The organism is Aeromonas sp. R4-3 (assembly GCF_040908275.1).
Taxonomy (GTDB): Bacteria; Pseudomonadota; Gammaproteobacteria; order Enterobacterales; family Aeromonadaceae; genus Aeromonas; species Aeromonas rivipollensis.
In genome coordinates, this window is the sequence record NZ_JBFODK010000020.1 from 59,140 (window position 1) to 76,478 (window position 17,339).

Here is a 17,339-nt window from a genome sequence, read left to right on the forward strand (position 1 = left end):
ATCGCCAAAGTGACGGGATCGGCTTGGGACACTGGGTGATGGCGACAGAGGAGATGCCGAGCGACAGGGCAGCGTCGCCAGGCCGGCATTCACTGCAACAGTCTGGGGAAGTTGGTGACCACCACCTGCTCCAGATTCGGCAGCAAGATACCGCTGCTGACCCCCTTGGCGATGGCCTGGTAGCGATTCATCGACCCCGTTTTGCGGGTGACCTGGTTGAGGTGGTAGTTCACGGTGCGCTCGGTGATCCCGAGGATGCAGGCGATCTCCCCCGATGTCTTCCCTTCGCTGGCCCAGAACAGGCACTCGGTCTCCCTGTCCGTCAGGGCCTCCTGGGGATCCTCCTCCCTCATGCTTTTGCGCACTATCCGGATCGCCGCCTCGAAGATGTAGTTGGACATCCAGGAGAGGATGGGCGAGGACTCCAGCAACAGATCACTGGATGCCCGTTCCCGGGTGATGAACGACAGTATGCCGTTCTCCCCCGTCGCCCCGTGCAGCGGAAACGAGATGCCGTTGCGCAAGCCGAACTCCGCCGCCAGCCCCATCACGTCCATGCTCCCCTCTTGCAGGAAGCGCGCCTTCTCGTCCAGCCGGTTCCAGTAGATGGGCAGGGTCTGTGTGCGGGCGAGCTGGATGATGGGATCGCAGGCCAGCATGTTGTTCACCGTGTAGGCCTGCACCCAGGAGTCCGGGCACTGGTTGAACAACACCACCTTGGGCCTTTGCATCGACATGGGCAGGATGAGCGCAAATCGATAGTAGTCGTAGCCCATGCCCAGGGTGAAGCGGCCGATCAGCTCGGCCAGCCGGTTTCCATCCGTTACCAGCGTGAAATGTTCCAGATACTCAAGCAGTTGGTCGCGTGTCATAGGCTAGCCTCCCCTGGCCAAGGCCTTGGATTATAGCGCCTAACCATGAAATGGAGAGACATGAATGCTTGTTTTCAAAGGAAAATTGAAAGAACACCCCAGATGGGAGGTCGAAAACGAGCTTTATCGCTTTCGCAAGCGCGTCTTCTCCGATCGGCTCGGTTGGGACGTGGAATCCCACCGGGGTCTGGAGCGGGACAGCTTCGACAAACCCGATACCCACTGGGTGCTGATTGAAGATGAAGAGGGTCTGTGCGGCTGCATCAGGCCGCTCAGCTGCGCCCAGGACTACATGCTGCCCAGCATCTTTCCCGGTGCCCTCGCCGGCGAGCGGCCTCCGCGCGGCGCCGATGTCTGGGAGCTGACCCGGCTTGCCATCGATGCCGGCCGCGCACCCGCGCTCGACAACGGCATCAGCGAGCTGACCTGCGTCATCTTCCGCGAGGTTTATGCCTTCGCCAGGGAACAGGGGATCCGGGAGCTGGTCGCCGTGGTCAGCCTGCCGGTGGAGCGCATCTTCCGCCGCCTCGGCCTGCCCATAGAGCGGCTCGGTCACCGTCAGGCGGTGGATCTGGGGGCCGTGCGCGGGGTCGGGATCCGCTTCCAACTGGACGAGCGCTTCGAGCGCGCCGTCAACCGTCCCCTGCGGGGGGAGTACGTCCCGGCCGGAGAGCTGCTCGGCATGAGCTGACCCCATAAAAAAGTCCCAGGCTGACACCCGGGACCAAAACTCTCGCTATGGCCCGTTTCCACCCCATGCAAAAACGGACCAAATGAGTATCTTATGAATCTCACTTTGTCGCTACTGTCACATCTCACAGTGACAGCCCGGGATGCCCCCACGCAGTGCCCGCCGCCGGGCCAGGTTGTTCTCCCTCCGTCACTCCAGTAGCATCCTTGCTCAATCCCCTTCTCTGATAAGGAATGCTGATGAAGACGCTGGACTACAAGCTGCTGCTGGCACTGGATGCCGTGATGCAGGAACAGAACTTCGAGCGCGCCGCCCAGCGTCTACACATCACCCAGTCCGCCATCTCCCAGCGCATCAAGCAGTTGGAGCAGCAGTTTGCCGAACCGCTGATCATCCGCAGCCAGCCCCTGCAGGCCACGGCCCTCGGGCAGAAGCTGCTGGCCCACTACCGTCAGGTACGCCAGCTGGAGCTGGAGCTGGCGGGCGAACTCTCCCCCGCCGAGCCCCAGGCGCCGATCCGGGTCAGCATAGCCGTCAACGCCGACAGCCTGGCCACCTGGTTTCTGCCCGCCCTGGCCCCCCTGCTGGAGCAGCACCCCATAGAGCTGAACCTGCTCGTGGATGACGAGAGCCGCACCCTCGACAAGGTGCGCGAGGGCCAGGCGTTCGGCGCCGTCAGCCTGCAGCCGCAGGCCCTGGCCGGTTGCTGCGTCGACGAGCTCGGCGAGATGCGCTACCTGCTGACCGCCAGCCCCGCCTTCGTCGCCCGCCACTTCCCCCGCGGGCTCACCCCGGCGGCACTGGCCAAGGCACCGGCGGTCGCCTTCGATCAGCGCGACGACATGCACGTCAGCTTCATGGCCCGTCACTTCGCCCTGGCCCCCGGCGGCTACCCCTGCCACACGGTGCGCTCGTCGGAGGCCTTCGTCGCCATGGCCGAGCAGGGGCTGGCCTGCTGTCTCATCCCCGAGTTGCAGATCCGCCAGCAGCTCGCACAGGGGCTGCTGCTCGATCTCAGCCCGGATCTCCACCTGGTCGAGCGCCTTTACTGGCACCGCTGGGTGCTGGAGCGGGGGCTGCACAAGCAGATCTCATTGCGCCTGATCGAGCAGGGTCGCCGGGCACTGCAACCCCGCTGAGCGGGCCATTCACCTTGGCTTTGGAGGGGTAAAAACGTATAGTGCTGGGCGATCCTTCATCAGGTCTCCACCCAGGTTTTCCACTTCAGGTTCCTCACTTATGTTCCAAGACAATCCGCTGCTGGCCCAGCTCAAGCAACAAATCCGCGAAAACATCCCCAAGAAAGAGGGTGTTATTCGCGCCTCCGATCGGGGCTTCGGCTTCCTGGAGGTCGATGAGAAGACCAGCTATTTCGTGCCGCCTCCCTACATGAAGAAGGTGATGCACGGTGACCGGGTGAGCGCCCTGATCCGTACCGAGAAAGAGAAGGAAGTGGCCGAGCCGGATGCCCTGCTGGAGCAGGCCGTGGTCCGCTTCGTCGGCCGCGTCAAGATGTTCCGCGACCGCCTCAACGTGGTGCCTGATCACCCCCTCATCAAGGACGCCATCAAGGCCCGCGCCAAGAAGGGTCTGGACGAGAAGTCCTTCAAGGAAGGGGACTGGGTGGTGGCGACCCTCAAGCGTCACGCCCTGGTGGATGGCAACTTCTCCGCCGAGATAACCCAGCTCATCGCCGACAAGGACGATCACAACGTGCCCTGGTGGGTAGTGCTGGCGCGCCACAACCTGGCCCAGATCGAGCCGGCGGACCTGCCCGAGTGGAACGTCATCGAAGAGGAAGAGCTGCCCCGTCGCGATCTGACCCAGGTGCCCTTCTTCACCATAGATGGCGCCAAGACCAAGGACATGGATGACGCCCTCTCCATCCGCAAACTGGACAACGGCTGGGAGCTGCTGGTCGCCATCGCCGATCCGACCGCCTACGTGGCCGAAGGCAGCGAGCTGGACCAGGAAGCCGCCAAGCGCGCCTTCACCGTCTACATGCCGGGCCGCAATGTGCCCATGATACCGCGCACCCTCTCCGACGAGCTCTGCTCCCTGAAAGAGGGCGAGGAGCGCAACACCCTGTGCGCACGTCTGCTGATCGCCGAGGATGGCCTGCTGCTGGAAGAGACCGAATTCTTCGCCGCCCGCATCGTCTCCCACGCTCGTCTGAACTATGACGACGTCTCCGACTGGGCCGAGCACGGGAAGGCGCTGGACATAGACGCCGGCGTCCTGGCCCAGCTGCCGCTGATGAAAGCCATGACGGAGGCGCGTATCAAGTGGCGTACCGAGCACGCCCTGGTGTTCCCGGACCGTCCCGACTACGACTTCGAGCTGGGTGAGAACGGCGCCGTGCTGGCCATCCATGTGGAGCCGCGCCGCATCGCCAACCGGATGATCGAAGAGTCGATGATAGCCGCCAACATCTGCGCCGGTCGCGTGCTGGGCAAGAGCGTCGGCTACGGCATCTTCAACGTCCACACAGGGTTCGATGAAGAGTCCCTCGACGGCGCCATCGACCTGCTGAAAAGTGCCGAGGCCCCGTTCGAGAAGGAAGAGATCGCCAGCCTGACCGGCTTCTGCGCCCTGCGCCGCTGGATCGACAGCCTGGACACCCGCTGGCTGGACGGCAAGATCCGCCGCTTCCAGAGCTATGCCCTGATGTCCGCCGAGCCGGGTGCCCACTACGGCCTGGGGCTGGATGCCTACGCCACCTGGACCTCCCCGATCCGCAAGTACGGCGATATGGTCAACCATCGTCTGCTCAAGGCCGTCATCGCCGGCAAGACCCCGGGTGAGCGCCCGAGCCAGGAGCTCACCGAGCACCTGACCGAGTGCCGCCGCCTGCACCGCAGGGTGGAGCGCGACATCGGCGACTGGCTCTATGTCCGTTACCTCCAGGCCGCCGCCGGTACCGATCAGGTGTTCAACGCCGAGATCATCGATGTGATGCGGGCCGGCCTCAAGCTGCGTCTGCAGGAGAACGGCGCCGTGGTCTTCATGCCCGCCCGCCATATCCTGGACAACAAGGACAGGCTGGAGTGCAACTGGGACAACGGTCGCGTCTACCTGGACAAGACCGAAGTGGTCTATGAGCTTGGCCAGATCATCGAGGTGAAGCTGAGCGAGGCGGTGGAAGAGACCCGCTCCCTCATCGCCAAACCGGCGGTGGCCCTGGTGCCGGGTCCGGCACCGGAAGCACCGGCGGCCGAGAACACAGCAAGCGAGAGCAGCGAGGCGGCGGCCGACGCGGCCCCCAAGGCGGAATAAGCCCCGCTCCCCAGCATGCCAAGAGCCCGCAATATTGCGGGCTTTTTTTATGGGCGCGGCAACCTGGGCAGAAGCGTCAGGGGGTGTGGATGGGCTGGGTCGGCCTGTGCTTGTGGCTGTGCAGACACTCCCATTTTTCGCAGCGGGTATTGGCAGGCGTCGCCAGGGAGGCCCATCAGGGCCTGCCAAAGGAGGCGGGACAGCGCCCAAGTGGCCGAAAGCGCGGGGAGCAAAACTGAAAGTGGGTTACAAAACCACTGATTCATTGATTAGTAGTCGATGATGATGCGAGATCCATCGTCGCCATCCTCTGAATTGCCGTCACCAGGCATGCTCCAATTGGCTACAAATGAAAGATTTGTGATAGCAATCACATTGACATGGGGTTTGCGCAAACGACAAAGGGTGATCCGAGTCACATTAAAAAGCCGTTCATGACGAGAAAGATCGAAATGTAGCCAAACTACAGCGCCTGAATGTGATCGATATCACCATGAAGGGAGGGGGGAGGTCGGGGTATTTGAGAGCTGGGTCACAAGACACCCCGTTTTCAGCCTAATTTGATCACAAGCTGGTAGATTGAAGTTGCTTAGACGACAGGGATGGGGGTTCGGCAAAACCCGTCATCCCGACTACCACTTTCAATCACACAGGCTTAAAACGGGGTCCCGACATGTTATCACCGGATACCAAAGTCAAGATACAGAATTTTGGACGCTTCCTGTCCAATATGGTCATGCCCAACATAGGCGCCTTCATCGCCTGGGGCTTCATTACCGCACTCTTCATCCCCACCGGCTGGCTGCCAAACGAAATCTTGGCCAAGCTGGTCGGCCCCATGATCACCTACCTGCTGCCCCTGCTGATTGGCTATACCGGCGGCAAGCTGATCGGGGGGGAGCGGGGTGCCGTGGTCGGTGCCATCACCACCATGGGCGTCATAGTGGGGACCGACATTCCCATGTTCATGGGCGCCATGATGGTCGGCCCGCTGGGTGGCTGGGCCATCAAGCGCTTCGACAAGGCGATGGAAGGTCGGGTCAAGAGCGGCTTCGAGATGCTGGTCAACAACTTCTCCGCCGGCATCATCGGCATGTTGTGCGCCATCCTCGCCTTCTTCGTCATAGGTCCCTTCGTCAAGGTGCTCTCCGGCGCCCTGGCCGGTGGCGTCGACTTCCTGGTCGCCCACGGTCTGCTGCCGCTGACTTCCATCTTCGTCGAACCGGCCAAGATCCTCTTCCTCAACAACGCCATCAACCACGGCATCTTCTCGCCGCTGGGGATCCAGCAGGCCACAGAGCAGGGTCGCTCCATCTTCTTCCTGATCGAAGCGAACCCGGGTCCGGGTCTGGGGGTGCTGCTGGCATACATGGTGTTCGGCCGTGGCGCCGCCAAGCAGTCCGCTGCCGGTGCCTCCATCATTCACTTCTTCGGTGGCATCCACGAGATCTACTTCCCCTACGTGCTGATGAACCCGCGCCTCATTCTGGCGGTGATCGCCGGTGGCATGACAGGGGTCTTCACCCTGACCCTGTTCAACGCCGGTCTGGTCTCCCCGGCCTCCCCGGGCTCCATCTTCGCCGTGCTCTTGATGACGCCGAAAGCCTCCCTCATCGGGGTGCTGCTCTCCATCATCGCCTCCGCCACCGTCTCCTTCCTGGTCGCCGCCGTGTTCGTCCGTGCCCAGCAGCCGGAAGCCGACGAGGCCGATGCCCTGGGTGAAGCCACCCGCAAGATGAAGAGCATGAAGGGTGCCAAACCCGAGACCACTGCGGCCAAGAAGCCGGGTGCCGAGCTGACTGCGGTGCGCAATATAGTGGTCGCCTGCGATGCTGGCATGGGCTCCAGCGCCATGGGCGCCGGCCTGCTGCGCAAGCGGGTGCAGGCCGCCGGGCTCAACATCAGCGTGACCAACCGCGCCATCGATCAGCTCGACGATCAGGTGGACTGGGTCATCACCCACAAGGATCTGACCGAGCGGGCCCGCCGCCACGCGCCCCACGCTCACCATATCTCCCTCTCCAACTTCCTCGACAACGCCCTCTATCAGGAGCTGGTGCAGAACCTCAGCCTGGCCAGGGCCGCCAACGACGACGTGGCCAACCCGCAACTGCTGGTGGCGGCCAACGACGACAGCTACGAGCCGCAGGCCGCCGAGGTCTTCACCCTGAGCCTCCAGGACGTGCACCTGGGCCTCAAGGCTGACAACAAGGAGGCCGCCATCCGGGCTGCCGGCAAGCTGCTGGCGGAGCGGGGCTATGTGGCGCCCGACTACGTCAACGCCATGCTGGAGCGCGAGCTGCTGGTCTCCACCTACCTCGGCGAGTCCATCGCCGTCCCTCACGGCACCATAGCCGCCAAGGAGCACGTGAAGCGTACCGGCATCGTCATCTGCCAGTACCCGGCCGGAGTCGCCTTTGGCGAAGCCGCCGACGAGGTGGCCCGCCTGGTGATCGGCATCGCCGCCCGCAATGACGAACACATGCAGGTCATAACCCGCCTGACCAATGCACTGGATGAACCCGGTCTCATCGACCGGCTGGCCAGCACCCAGGATCCCCAGGAGTTCCTGGATCTGCTGGGGGCCGAACAGGCTGCCTAATCGTCCTTCATCGTCTTTGGTTGTAGAGGTTAATATCATGAAAACATTGCATTTTGGTGCCGGCAACATAGGCCGTGGCTTCATCGGAAAACTGCTGGCGGACGCCAGCCATCAGGTCACCTTCGCCGACGTCAACGAGACCCTGATCGATCAGCTCAACCACCGCCAGGAGTACAAGGTGCACGTGGTGGGCACGGATCAGAAGCTGGACGTGGTGCGCAACGTGGCCGCCGTCAGCTCGGCCGGGCACGAGGTAATAGCCCGTATCATCACCGCCGATCTGGTGACCACTGCGGTGGGCCCCAACATACTGGACAAGATAGCCAGCACCCTGGCCAAGGGGCTGCAGGCCCGCTTCGATGCCGGCAACCTGACCCCGCTGAACGTCATCGCCTGCGAGAACATGGTGCGCGGCACCAGCCACCTCAAGCAGGAGGTACTCAAGTACCTGCCGGTCGCGTATCATGCCACCCTCGACAACTGCGTCGGCTTCGTCGACTCGGCGGTGGATCGCATAGTCCCCCCGGCCGCGGCCAACGACGATCCGCTGGAAGTGACGGTGGAGAGTTTCAGCGAGTGGATAGTCGACCAGACCCAGTTCAAGGGGGCGTTGCCCCAGGTGGCGGGCATGGAGCCCACCGACAACCTGATGGCCTTCGTCGAGCGCAAGCTGTTCACCCTCAACACAGGGCACATAGTCACCGCCTACCTCGGCAAGCTGCGAGGCTATCGCACTGTGCGGGAGGCGATCGAGGATCCGCTGATCCGCAGCAAGGTGCGCCGCGCCATGGAAGAGAGCGGGGCCGTGCTGGTGAAACGCTACGGCTTCGATCCGCGCCTGCATGCCGCCTACATAGAGAAGATCCTGTCCCGCTTCGCCAACCCCTATCTGGTGGATGAAATCGACCGGGTCGGCCGTCAGCCGCTGCGCAAGCTGGCGGCGGGAGACAGGCTGGTGAAGCCGCTGCTCGGTACCCTGGAGTACGGCCTGCCGAGCGACCACCTGCAGGAGGGGATAGCCGCCGCATTGCACTACCACAACGACGATGATCCCCAGGCGGTGGAGCTGCAGGCCCTGCTGGCGGAGCTGGGCCCGGCCAGGACCCTGGCCCGGGTGACCGGGCTGGATGAAGGCAGCGACATAGTGCGCGCCATCGTCGCCCGTTATGACACCTTGAAGTGATCCCATGGGGCGCACTCGCCGGCAGCCCGAGCGCATGGCGAGTGACGCCGCCCCATATGATAAAAACCGGGAGAGAGGCACTCTCTCTCCCAGTCAGCCGGACCTTAAGCACCTATGACCACACACCAGGAAGATGATGTACTGGAGCGACTGAACGAGCAGGATGGCCCCCGCGGCTTCTTTCTCGAGGTTGTGACCATCCTGGAAGAGGCGGTCGACTCCCTGATGCGGCGCGCGTTCCGCCAGGAGGAGTATGCCGTCAAATACGCCATCGAACCCCTGCTCAACCAGAGCGGCCCCCTCGGCCAGCTGGAGGTGCGCCTCAAGCTCATCTTCGCCCTCGGCCTCATCTCCCTCGAGCACTACCAGGATCTCGAGGCCTACCTGAAGATCCGCGATTTTCTGGTGCGCGACCCCAAGGATTATCGCTTCAGCGACAAGCCGATCCGAGACCTGCTAAGCCGCCTGCATGCCATCCATCAGACCAGCATGATGCCGCAGGATCCCCCGGCCAACGAGGAGGACTGGCCCCTCTATCAAATGCAGCTCAACCGGCTCGATCAGATGGTGCGCTCCGCACTGGTGCTGGCGGTGACCGACTGCGTCACCGAACTCCACAAAGAGAGCCCCATCTGATCAGGCCAGCCCGCTGAGGCTACTCCCGGGATACCGGCCTCCCCGAGGCCGCCTCTACCGGGTGTCAATTTGCCCTCCTTCCCCGCTACACTACTCCCAACCCCATTACCCACCCGAGGTTGGCATGATTGCACTCTCTCTCGCCGGGATCGCCCTGATCTCCCTGCTCGCCCAGTGGCTCGCCTGGTCACTGCGGGTCCCCGCCATCCTGTTCCTGCTGCTGAGCGGCCTCTTGCTCGGCCCGGTGACAGGGGTACTGGACCCGGATCAACTGCTGGGGGAGCTGCTGTTTCCGCTGGTGTCGCTCTCGGTCGCCATCATCTTGTTTGAAGGGGCCCTGACCCTGCACCTGACCGAGCTCAAGGGGATAGGCAAGGTGGTGCGCAACCTCTGCTCCACCGGCATGCTGGTCAGCTTCGCCGTCATAGGCGCCGCCAGCTACTGGCTGCTGGGGCTGGACTGGCGGGTTGCCATGGTGCTCGGCGCCGTGCTGGTGGTGACAGGGCCGACCGTGGTCGCTCCCATGCTCAGCGTCATTCGGCCGGTGCGGGAGGTGGACAAGATCCTGCGCTGGGAGGGGATAGTCATCGACCCCATCGGCGCCCTGTTTGCGGTATTGGTGTTCGAGGCGGTGCGCCTCGGCAGCCAGGGGGATCTCATCGATCACACCCTGCTGGCCCTGGCCAAGACGGTGGGGGTGGGTTCGCTGATCGGGGTGGCGGCTGGCTGGATCACCACACTGATCATGCGCAAGGACTGGTTGCCGGTCAGCCTGCACAAGTTCGGGGTGCTGGCCCTGGTGCTGGTCACCTTCACCCTGTCGGACTGGCTCAGCCACGAGTCCGGTCTGCTGGCGGTGACGGTGTTCGGCATCTGGCTCGCCAACCAGGAGGGACTGGATCTGGAGGAGGTGCTGGCATTCAAGGAGGATCTGGCGGTCATCCTCATCTCTTCCCTCTTCATACTGCTGGCGGCCCGACTCGATCTGGCGCAGCTCTGGCAGCTCGGCCCCATGGTGCTGGTGCTGCTGTGCGTGGTGCAGTTCGTGGCCCGTCCGCTCTGCATCCTGGTCTCGACCCTGGGATCGGATCTTCCCTGGCGCGCCCGGGCCCTGCTCGCCTGGATAGCCCCCCGCGGCATAGTGGCGGCGGCGGTCAGCGCCTCCTTCGCCATCAGCATGCACGAGGCTGGCATTGAAGATGCCGACAAGCTGGTGCCCCTGGTGTTTGCCGTCATCATCTTCACAGTGGTGTTGCAGAGCCTGACGGCGACCCCTCTGGCCAGGCTGCTCGGCATGCGCCAGCCCGCTCCCGACACCTGGCTGCTGATCGGCGCCAATTCGGTGGCCCGCGCCATAGGCCGGGCGCTGGCGGATCAGGGCATACCCGTCCATCTCTCCGATCCGGCCTGGGAACATTGCAAGCTGGCCCGCATGAGCGGCCTGCCCTGCTACTTCGGCAATCCACAGTCGGAACATGCAGAGCTGCACCTGCCCCTGACCAGCATACATACGGTGCTGGCGCTTTCCCCCAACCGTCACAACAACGCCCTCGGGGTGCTGCACTTTGCCCACCTGTACGGGGAGGAAAAGGTCCACTCCCTGCGCTCCAGCGAGCAGCACGGCAAGGCGAACCGGGAGAGCGCCACCTTCCGCGCACGCCAGGATCTGTTCGGGCCCGAGATGAATTTCGCCCGCCTGAGCGGCCTGCTGAGCCGGGGCGGCCAGATCAAGGCGACCCGCCTGAGCGAGGCCTTCGACTGGACCCAGTATCAGGACGCCAATCCCGGCGCCATTCCCCTGTTCATCGTCGATGCCAGGGGAAAACCCCGGGTCGTCACAGGCCCGGTGGCGCCAGTAGCCGGGGAGCTGCTGATCGCCCTGCAGCCACCACGGGAGCCCCAGGCTGCCTGATGCGCCGCCATCCGGCGATCCGGGCCTGCGACCGCCGCAGGCGACTAGACTTGAGGGTGGCGCCATGAGTCACAGGAGGATGTCATGACAGTCAGCGAATTGCGTGCGCTTCACCAGCAGCACAGATTCAGGGAGGCGGAGATCATGCATGACATCATCTCCCCCGGCTGGGTAGTGGAGTTTCGGGGTCAGGACGGCCATCTATACATGATGACGGACACCCTGGGTTGCCCGATGAGTTTCTCCTCGACCGAAGAGGCTCGCGACCATATCCACCTGGTAGCCGATTGCCCCATCCAGGTCGAGCACCTCTATCGCTTCTTCGAGCGTTGAGACCGATGCCAGCAAAAAGGCTCCCAAGGGAGCCTTTTCTCATTCCGGCTGCAGTGGCTCGGTTTCCTTGCCCTCCAGCCGCCTGACCGGCTTTTGCAGGATCAGGTTGGCCGGGTAGGTCACCAGATCGCCGTTGTCATCCCGTACCCGCAGGTAGAACAGGCCTATCTCGGTGATGACGCCGGTGACTGAGTCATCCTTGTCGAGGATGCGGATCCGGTCGCCGATCTTGTAGGGGAAGGCGAAGAAGATGGTGATGCTGGCGGTGATATTGGAGAGGATCGACCATTGCGCCACCATGGCGACGCCGAGCACGGCAAAGAAGGAGGAGGCGAGCACCACCAGCCGGGAGAAGTCGAGCCCCCACACCCCTGCCAGGATCAGCAGGGTGGCGCAGCCGAGCAGGAAGTGGAACACATGCTCCACATAGAGCACCCGGTTTTCGCTCACCTGTCGGCTCTGGCCTAGCGCCATCAGGCTCTTGTGAATGAGGCCGCGGATCAGGGTGTGTCCCAGCAACAGCAGCAGGGTCACACCAAAGGATTCCCATGTCGTCATGCGCGCTCCTTACCACCAGCGTCGATATTTGAGCCAGACCGCCAGCCCGGTCGCCAGCCCCACCAGAGATCCGCAGAAGATCCAGAAGGCGGTCGGGCTCTCGGCCCCGGGGATGCCGCCCAGGTTGATGCCAAACAGGCCGGTCAGGAAGCTGGCGGGCAGGAACATCAGCGCCATCACCGACATCTGGTAGGCACGGCGGTTGGTGGCCTCCGCCGTCAGGTTGTTGATCTCGTCCGCCAGCACGGCGGAGCGAGCCACCCCGGCGTCCAGATCGTCCAGCCAGCGGCGCAGTCGATCGGCGATATCGAGCAGGCGACGACGGTCATCCTCATCCAGCCAGGTGAGCTTCTCGTTGGCGAGGCGCGCCACCAGATCCCGCTGGGGAGAGAGGTAACGGCGGATCATGATGAGCTGCTTGCGGATCCGCGCCAGTCTGCCGGTGGCGGGCAGTTCACGCATCAGCACTATCTCTTCCAGCTCAAGGATCTGATCGTGCAGCTCCTCGACAAACTCCCCCGCCCTGTCGGTCAGGGCATCGCAGATCTCCACCAGCCAGTCGGCGGTGGAGATGGCGCCGCCCCCCAGCGCCAACTGCTGGAAGACATCTTTTTCCGACAGCAGGGAGCGACGGCGACTGCTGAGAATGAAATCCGGGGTGATGTAGATGCGCAGCGCCACCATCTCCTCGGGCCTGTGATCCTTGTTGTGATTGATGCCACGCAGGATCAGCAACACAGTCTCCCCCATCCGCACCAGCTTGGGCCTGTTGCTCTGGCCGAGCAGGGATTCGCGCGCGGCGTCATTGAGCAAGGGGGTCTGCAACAGCCAGCGGGCCGCCTCCGGATTGCCGTAATCCAGATGCACCCAGCTGGGCTGGGCTGCCGGGATCTCGCTGCCTGTGGCAAGCGGGGTCATGCCCCCCTTGCCATCCAGGGTCAGACCATAAATTACGTCACTGGGCACCCGATCCATCTCGTCTCCTTCTCGTTCATGCTCAGGCCCCAGCTTACACGAAAGCGGGGACCGACTCAGCCCCACACCGGGAAGGGGGCGTCTGTGCTACCATGCCCGCTCTCGTTTTATGCCCGTTTCAACTACAGGAAACCATGCCATGCCCATCTGGGTCGATGCCGATGCCTGCCCCATTCCGGTCAAGGAGATCCTCTACCGCGCCGCCCACCGCGCCCAGGTCGTCACCACGCTAGTGGCCAATCAGGGGCTGCGGGTCCCCCCCTCCCCCTTCATCAAGACCCAGCAGGTGGAGAAGGGATTCGATGTGGCGGATCATGTCATTGCCCAGCAGGTTCAGCCCGGCGATCTGGTGATCACCGGCGACATCCCCCTCGCCTCCTGGGTGATCGATGCCGGCGGCGAGGCGCTCAATCCCCGCGGCGAGATCTACACCCGCGAGACCATCCAGGCCCGGCTCGGCATGCGCAACTTCATGGAGGAGCTGCGCTCGGCCGGGGTACAGACCGGCGGCCCGGCCCCCTTCAACGCCGCCGACAAGCAGCGCTTCGCCAATGCCCTCGACAAATGGCTGCTCAAAGGCAAGCTGACCTGAGTCATCACAACGGGGCAAGGCTCATGACCTGGCTGATGATGAGCCCCCGCCCCCCAGATAGCTGATAGCTCACCGCTTGCCGGCCCATCTTTCCCCATCACCTGGCGCCATGCTTGACCCGCAGACGGCGCCCACCCACTCCACGTGCCAGCCCCGCCAATAAGATCCATTTTGGATATAACTTTTTTGTCGATTTCGTCAAAAAACAATATTTTTAATTCTATCATTAGTGATTGAATTATCATTGCCGCTATCCTAGACATATTAAAACACCACAAATAATATTTTTATCATTATTGGGTGATGCCAATTAACCCATGTCTAAAAGGATGCTTTAAATAACTACCAAATATTGAGTATGCCTGACCGATAAAAATAAAACCCAATCATAACAACACCTTTTGTGATTTCGTTATCCATTCAACATTGAGGCGGCCATAGCTGCAGGATTCGCTGTTCCCATACAGGAGTACCGGGATGATCTTCACTTCATATTAAGCACAGGGATTGAAGGGGAATATCAATGAGCAAGCCAATGAATGTATTTCTTTCACTGCTTTTCACTCTTTTCTTATTCAGTTGCGGCGGGGGAGGTGGCGGAGGAGAGGATAACCCGACCAATCCGGCTCCCGTCACCAAGTCACTGACCCGAATCGACATATCAGCCGACACCGCGGGCAACAAGGCGCGGGCCGAAGCCAACCCCAGCACCCCGCTCGGGATCAGCACCCAATACCTGGCCATCGCGACCTACAGCGACAACAGCACGGCCGACATCACGGATGTCGCTAGCTGGATCAGTGCGGATAGCAGCATCGCCACCATAGATGAGAAGGGCCTGGTCAGAACACTCAAGGTCAGCAGCATCGGGATCAGTGCCAGCTATCAGGGGGTCACCAGCAATATCTCCACCCTCACCATCACGGATGCCATTGCCACCAAGGTCTCTATCATTCCCCCCACCACCAAGTTGGCCAAGGGGCTGACGCTGCAACTGCAGGCTATTGCCACACTCTCTGATGACACAACCAAGGATGTGTCGACCCAGGCGAACTGGCAGAGCAGCAACCCGACCGTATTGAGCGTCGATGACCAGGGAAAAGCCACCGCTATCGCAGCCGGTGATGCCACTGTCACGGCAACGGTGCAGGGGGTCACAGGCCAGACTACTGTCTCGGCAGTCGATCTGACCGTCAGCCAGCTCCAGATCATCCCGGCCACAGTGCAACTGGCCATAGGCACCACGACCAGGCTGACGGCCATCGCGACCTTCGCCGATCAGAGCACTCAGGATGTCTCCTCCCAGGTAGGTTGGTTAAGCAGCAACACCGCCGTCGCCACCGTAGATAGCACGGGTCTGGTGACCGGCGTTGCGGCGGGCTCCACTACCCTGTCCGCCAGCCTGCTGGGGGTTACTGCCAGCACCAGCATCCAGGTCAACAACACCAGTGTCAGCGCTCTGCAGGTCATTCCTGCCGTCACGACCATAGCCCTTGGCACCAAGAGCCAGCTGCAGGCCATCGCCACCTTTGCCGACGGCTCGACTCAGGATGTGTCATCACAGGTACAGTGGAGCAGCAACGACCCCATCATCGCCGGTGTCGATAGCCTGGGACTTGTCACGGGGAGCGGCATCGGTCAGGCGACCGTCACCGCCACCCTTGGTGCCATCAGCCGCAGTGCGACCCTGACTGTCACCAATGCCATCGCCACTGCGCTGCAAGTCATACCGCCGACGGCATCCCTGCCCAAGGGAGCCAAGCTGCAGTTCCAGGCCATCGCCACCTTCAGCGACAACTCATCGCAGGACGTAACAAGCCAAGTCAATTGGAACAGCTCGGATATCAGCGTCGCGACCATAGATCTAAACGGTGAGGCCACCGCGTTCAGTGAAGGGGGGGCGGACATCTCGGCCAACTTCTTGGGCGTCACCAGCAATACTGTGCTGCTGGTGGTCACCAATGCCACCGTCAGCAGCATCCAGGTCGTCCTGAATGGCGGCAGTGGCAACCTGGCCAAGGGCAGTTCGGTGCAGTTCAATGCCCAGGCCGTATTGAGCGATGGCAGCACCCTGGATGTCTCTAGCCAGGCCGCCTGGTTCAGCAGTGATCAAACCAAGGTCACCATCAATGCCCAGGGCCTGGCCACCGGGATTGCCGTGGGTACCAGCACTATCAGTGCCAGCCTGAACGGCGTCACCAGCGCCGGGACTGTGCTGACCGTCACCAATGCCACCGTCACTCAGATCCAGATCACCCCGCCCAGCCTCACCCTGGCCAAGGGGACCAAGGGCAAGTTAACGGCGATCGCCACCTATAGCGATAACAGTACCCAGGATGTTTCGAGCCAGGTGGTCTGGAACAGCTCGAATATAGGGGTAGCCACCATCAACCAGTCCGGCGAAGTCAGCGCTGTCAGCAACGGCAGTGCAACCTTGACCGGTCGTGTGGGCGCGGTCACCAGTAACGGCGTCAGTTTGAGCGTGACCAATGCCAGCGTGAATCAGATCGATTTGTCGGCAACGGCATCGACCCTGGCCGCCGGCACCAAGGCTCAATTGACCGCCGTCGCCAGCTACTCCGATGGCAGCAGCCAGAACATTACCCCCCTCGTCTCCTGGAGCAGCAGTGACAGCGACGTCGCAACCGTCAGCACCAGTGGTGAAGTCACCGCAGTGTCCCCGGGGACGGCCGTCATCACCGGCAGCTTCGCCGGGCAAATCAGCACCTTGACCGTCACCGTCACGGCTGCGACTGTGAGCGCCATCCAAATCAGCACACCCCTTACCTCACTTGCATTGGGGACCAATGGCCAGCTGAAGGCTCTCGCAACCTACTCTGACGATACCCTGGTTGATGTGACCGGCCAGATCAACTGGAGCAGCAGCGCCCCGGCGCTGGTCAGCGTGGATGCCAATGGCCAGATCAAGGCGCTGGCAGTAGGCTCTGCCGTCATCAGTGGCAGTCTGGGAGGAACCAGCGCCACCATCAACATCGCAGCGACGGCGGCGACCCTGACCGGGCTCACCATAGACCCCATTCCCAATCTGGCGAGCGGGAATCAGGCCCAACTCAAGGCGACGGCCAGTTTCAGCAACCTGACCAGCCAGGATGTGAGTGCCCTGGTCAACTGGCAGAGTGACAACACAGGAGTCGTGACCGTATCCGGCACAGGATTGGCCCATGGGGTGGCCGCTGGAACAGCCAATATCACCGCCAGCTTCCTGACCGGGACAGACAGCAAGCCAATCACCATCACGGCGGCAACCCTCGGCAGCATGACTGCCAGCTGTACCACACAGGTCCAGCTGGGACTGCTCGGCCTGCCGATCGCCAACATAGTGACCCGCAAGGCCGTCGCAACCTTCTCTGACGCCAGCACGCTGGATGTCAGCAACAGCGTCACCTGGAGCAAAAATGGCATTGTCATCGGGGTGACCCTGAACAACACCGATATATTGCTGCTGACCCAGTCGGTGACCTATCAGGCCACTCTCAATGGCGTGACCAGCAACACAATCACCTGCCCTTGATACGAGGCATTGAGCCACCATCGACGGAGCTATGGTGGCTGGCCACCAAACGAAGAGGCCGCCAGCATTGGCGGCCTCTTCTTATCCTCTCGACATGCGGCAAGTCATGATGAGCAGAACAACCTTTCGACTGACTCATCCAGAAAAACAAACCCCTGCCGAAGCAGGGGTTTGTCA

Annotated in this window: 13 protein-coding genes; 10 read left to right on the forward strand and 3 right to left on the reverse strand. The window is 62.3% G+C overall.

Annotated elements, in window-relative coordinates; all coding sequences use genetic code 11:
* Positions 1-89: 89 nt before the first annotated feature.
* Entirely contained in the window at positions 90-872 is a 783-nt protein-coding gene (locus AB5Y91_RS03960) for a LuxR family transcriptional regulator (RefSeq protein ID WP_368169123.1), read from the reverse strand.
* A gap of 64 nt (positions 873-936) precedes the next feature.
* Between AB5Y91_RS03960 and AB5Y91_RS03965 the strand changes: the two genes are divergently transcribed.
* The 8 genes from AB5Y91_RS03965 (at position 937) to AB5Y91_RS04000 (ending at position 11,505) form a co-directional block, all read left to right on the forward strand.
* A complete protein-coding gene (locus AB5Y91_RS03965; protein WP_368169124.1) occupies positions 937-1,563 on the forward strand; it encodes an acyl-homoserine-lactone synthase in 627 nt (208 codons plus the stop codon).
* A 239-nt stretch (positions 1,564-1,802) separates the two neighbouring features.
* Positions 1,803-2,702: a LysR family transcriptional regulator ArgP gene (locus AB5Y91_RS03970; protein WP_368169125.1), complete on the forward strand. Its 900-nt coding sequence runs from the start codon at positions 1,803-1,805 to the stop codon at positions 2,700-2,702.
* Positions 2,703-2,802: 100 nt separating this feature from the next.
* Positions 2,803-4,839, forward strand: coding sequence for an exoribonuclease II (locus tag AB5Y91_RS03975; RefSeq protein WP_368169126.1), 2,037 nt, complete (start codon positions 2,803-2,805; stop codon positions 4,837-4,839).
* A 673-nt stretch (positions 4,840-5,512) separates the two neighbouring features.
* The gene (locus AB5Y91_RS03980) at positions 5,513-7,441 is read left to right on the forward strand and encodes a PTS mannitol transporter subunit IICBA (protein WP_368169127.1); all 1,929 of its coding nucleotides are present in this window, start codon (positions 5,513-5,515) and stop codon (positions 7,439-7,441) included.
* 37 nt (positions 7,442-7,478) lie between these two features.
* A complete protein-coding gene (locus tag AB5Y91_RS03985) occupies positions 7,479-8,624 on the forward strand; it encodes a mannitol-1-phosphate 5-dehydrogenase (RefSeq protein WP_163148016.1) in 1,146 nt (381 codons plus the stop codon).
* 114 nt (positions 8,625-8,738) lie between these two features.
* Complete coding sequence (locus AB5Y91_RS03990; RefSeq protein WP_025325560.1) at positions 8,739-9,260, forward strand: MltR family transcriptional regulator; 522 nt, start codon at positions 8,739-8,741, stop codon at positions 9,258-9,260.
* 124 nt (positions 9,261-9,384) lie between these two features.
* Positions 9,385-11,172 (forward strand): sodium:proton antiporter, encoded by a 1,788-nt coding sequence (locus tag AB5Y91_RS03995; RefSeq protein ID WP_171275346.1) that lies wholly within the window; start codon positions 9,385-9,387, stop codon positions 11,170-11,172.
* Between the two features lie 84 nt (positions 11,173-11,256).
* Positions 11,257-11,505 carry a hypothetical protein gene (locus AB5Y91_RS04000; protein ID WP_025325558.1) on the forward strand — a complete coding sequence of 83 codons (249 nt, stop codon included), beginning with the start codon at positions 11,257-11,259 and terminating at the stop codon, positions 11,503-11,505.
* Positions 11,506-11,544: 39 nt separating this feature from the next.
* Here AB5Y91_RS04000 and AB5Y91_RS04005 read toward each other — a convergent pair whose 3' ends face one another.
* Both AB5Y91_RS04005 and zntB read right to left on the reverse strand, forming a co-directional pair.
* Positions 11,545-12,063 carry a mechanosensitive ion channel domain-containing protein gene (locus tag AB5Y91_RS04005; protein WP_106885100.1) on the reverse strand — a complete coding sequence of 173 codons (519 nt, stop codon included), beginning with the start codon at positions 12,061-12,063 and terminating at the stop codon, positions 11,545-11,547.
* A gap of 9 nt (positions 12,064-12,072) precedes the next feature.
* Positions 12,073-13,038, reverse strand: coding sequence for a zinc transporter ZntB (gene zntB / locus AB5Y91_RS04010; RefSeq protein ID WP_111910684.1), 966 nt, complete (start codon positions 13,036-13,038; stop codon positions 12,073-12,075).
* A 139-nt stretch (positions 13,039-13,177) separates the two neighbouring features.
* Here zntB and AB5Y91_RS04015 point away from each other — a divergent pair, with 139 nt between their 5' ends.
* Positions 13,178-13,630 carry a YaiI/YqxD family protein gene (locus AB5Y91_RS04015; RefSeq protein ID WP_139744100.1) on the forward strand — a complete coding sequence of 151 codons (453 nt, stop codon included), beginning with the start codon at positions 13,178-13,180 and terminating at the stop codon, positions 13,628-13,630.
* A 535-nt stretch (positions 13,631-14,165) separates the two neighbouring features.
* Positions 14,166-17,162 carry a beta strand repeat-containing protein gene (locus AB5Y91_RS04020; protein WP_368169128.1) on the forward strand — a complete coding sequence of 999 codons (2,997 nt, stop codon included), beginning with the start codon at positions 14,166-14,168 and terminating at the stop codon, positions 17,160-17,162.
* The last annotated feature ends 177 nt before the right edge of the window (positions 17,163-17,339 follow it).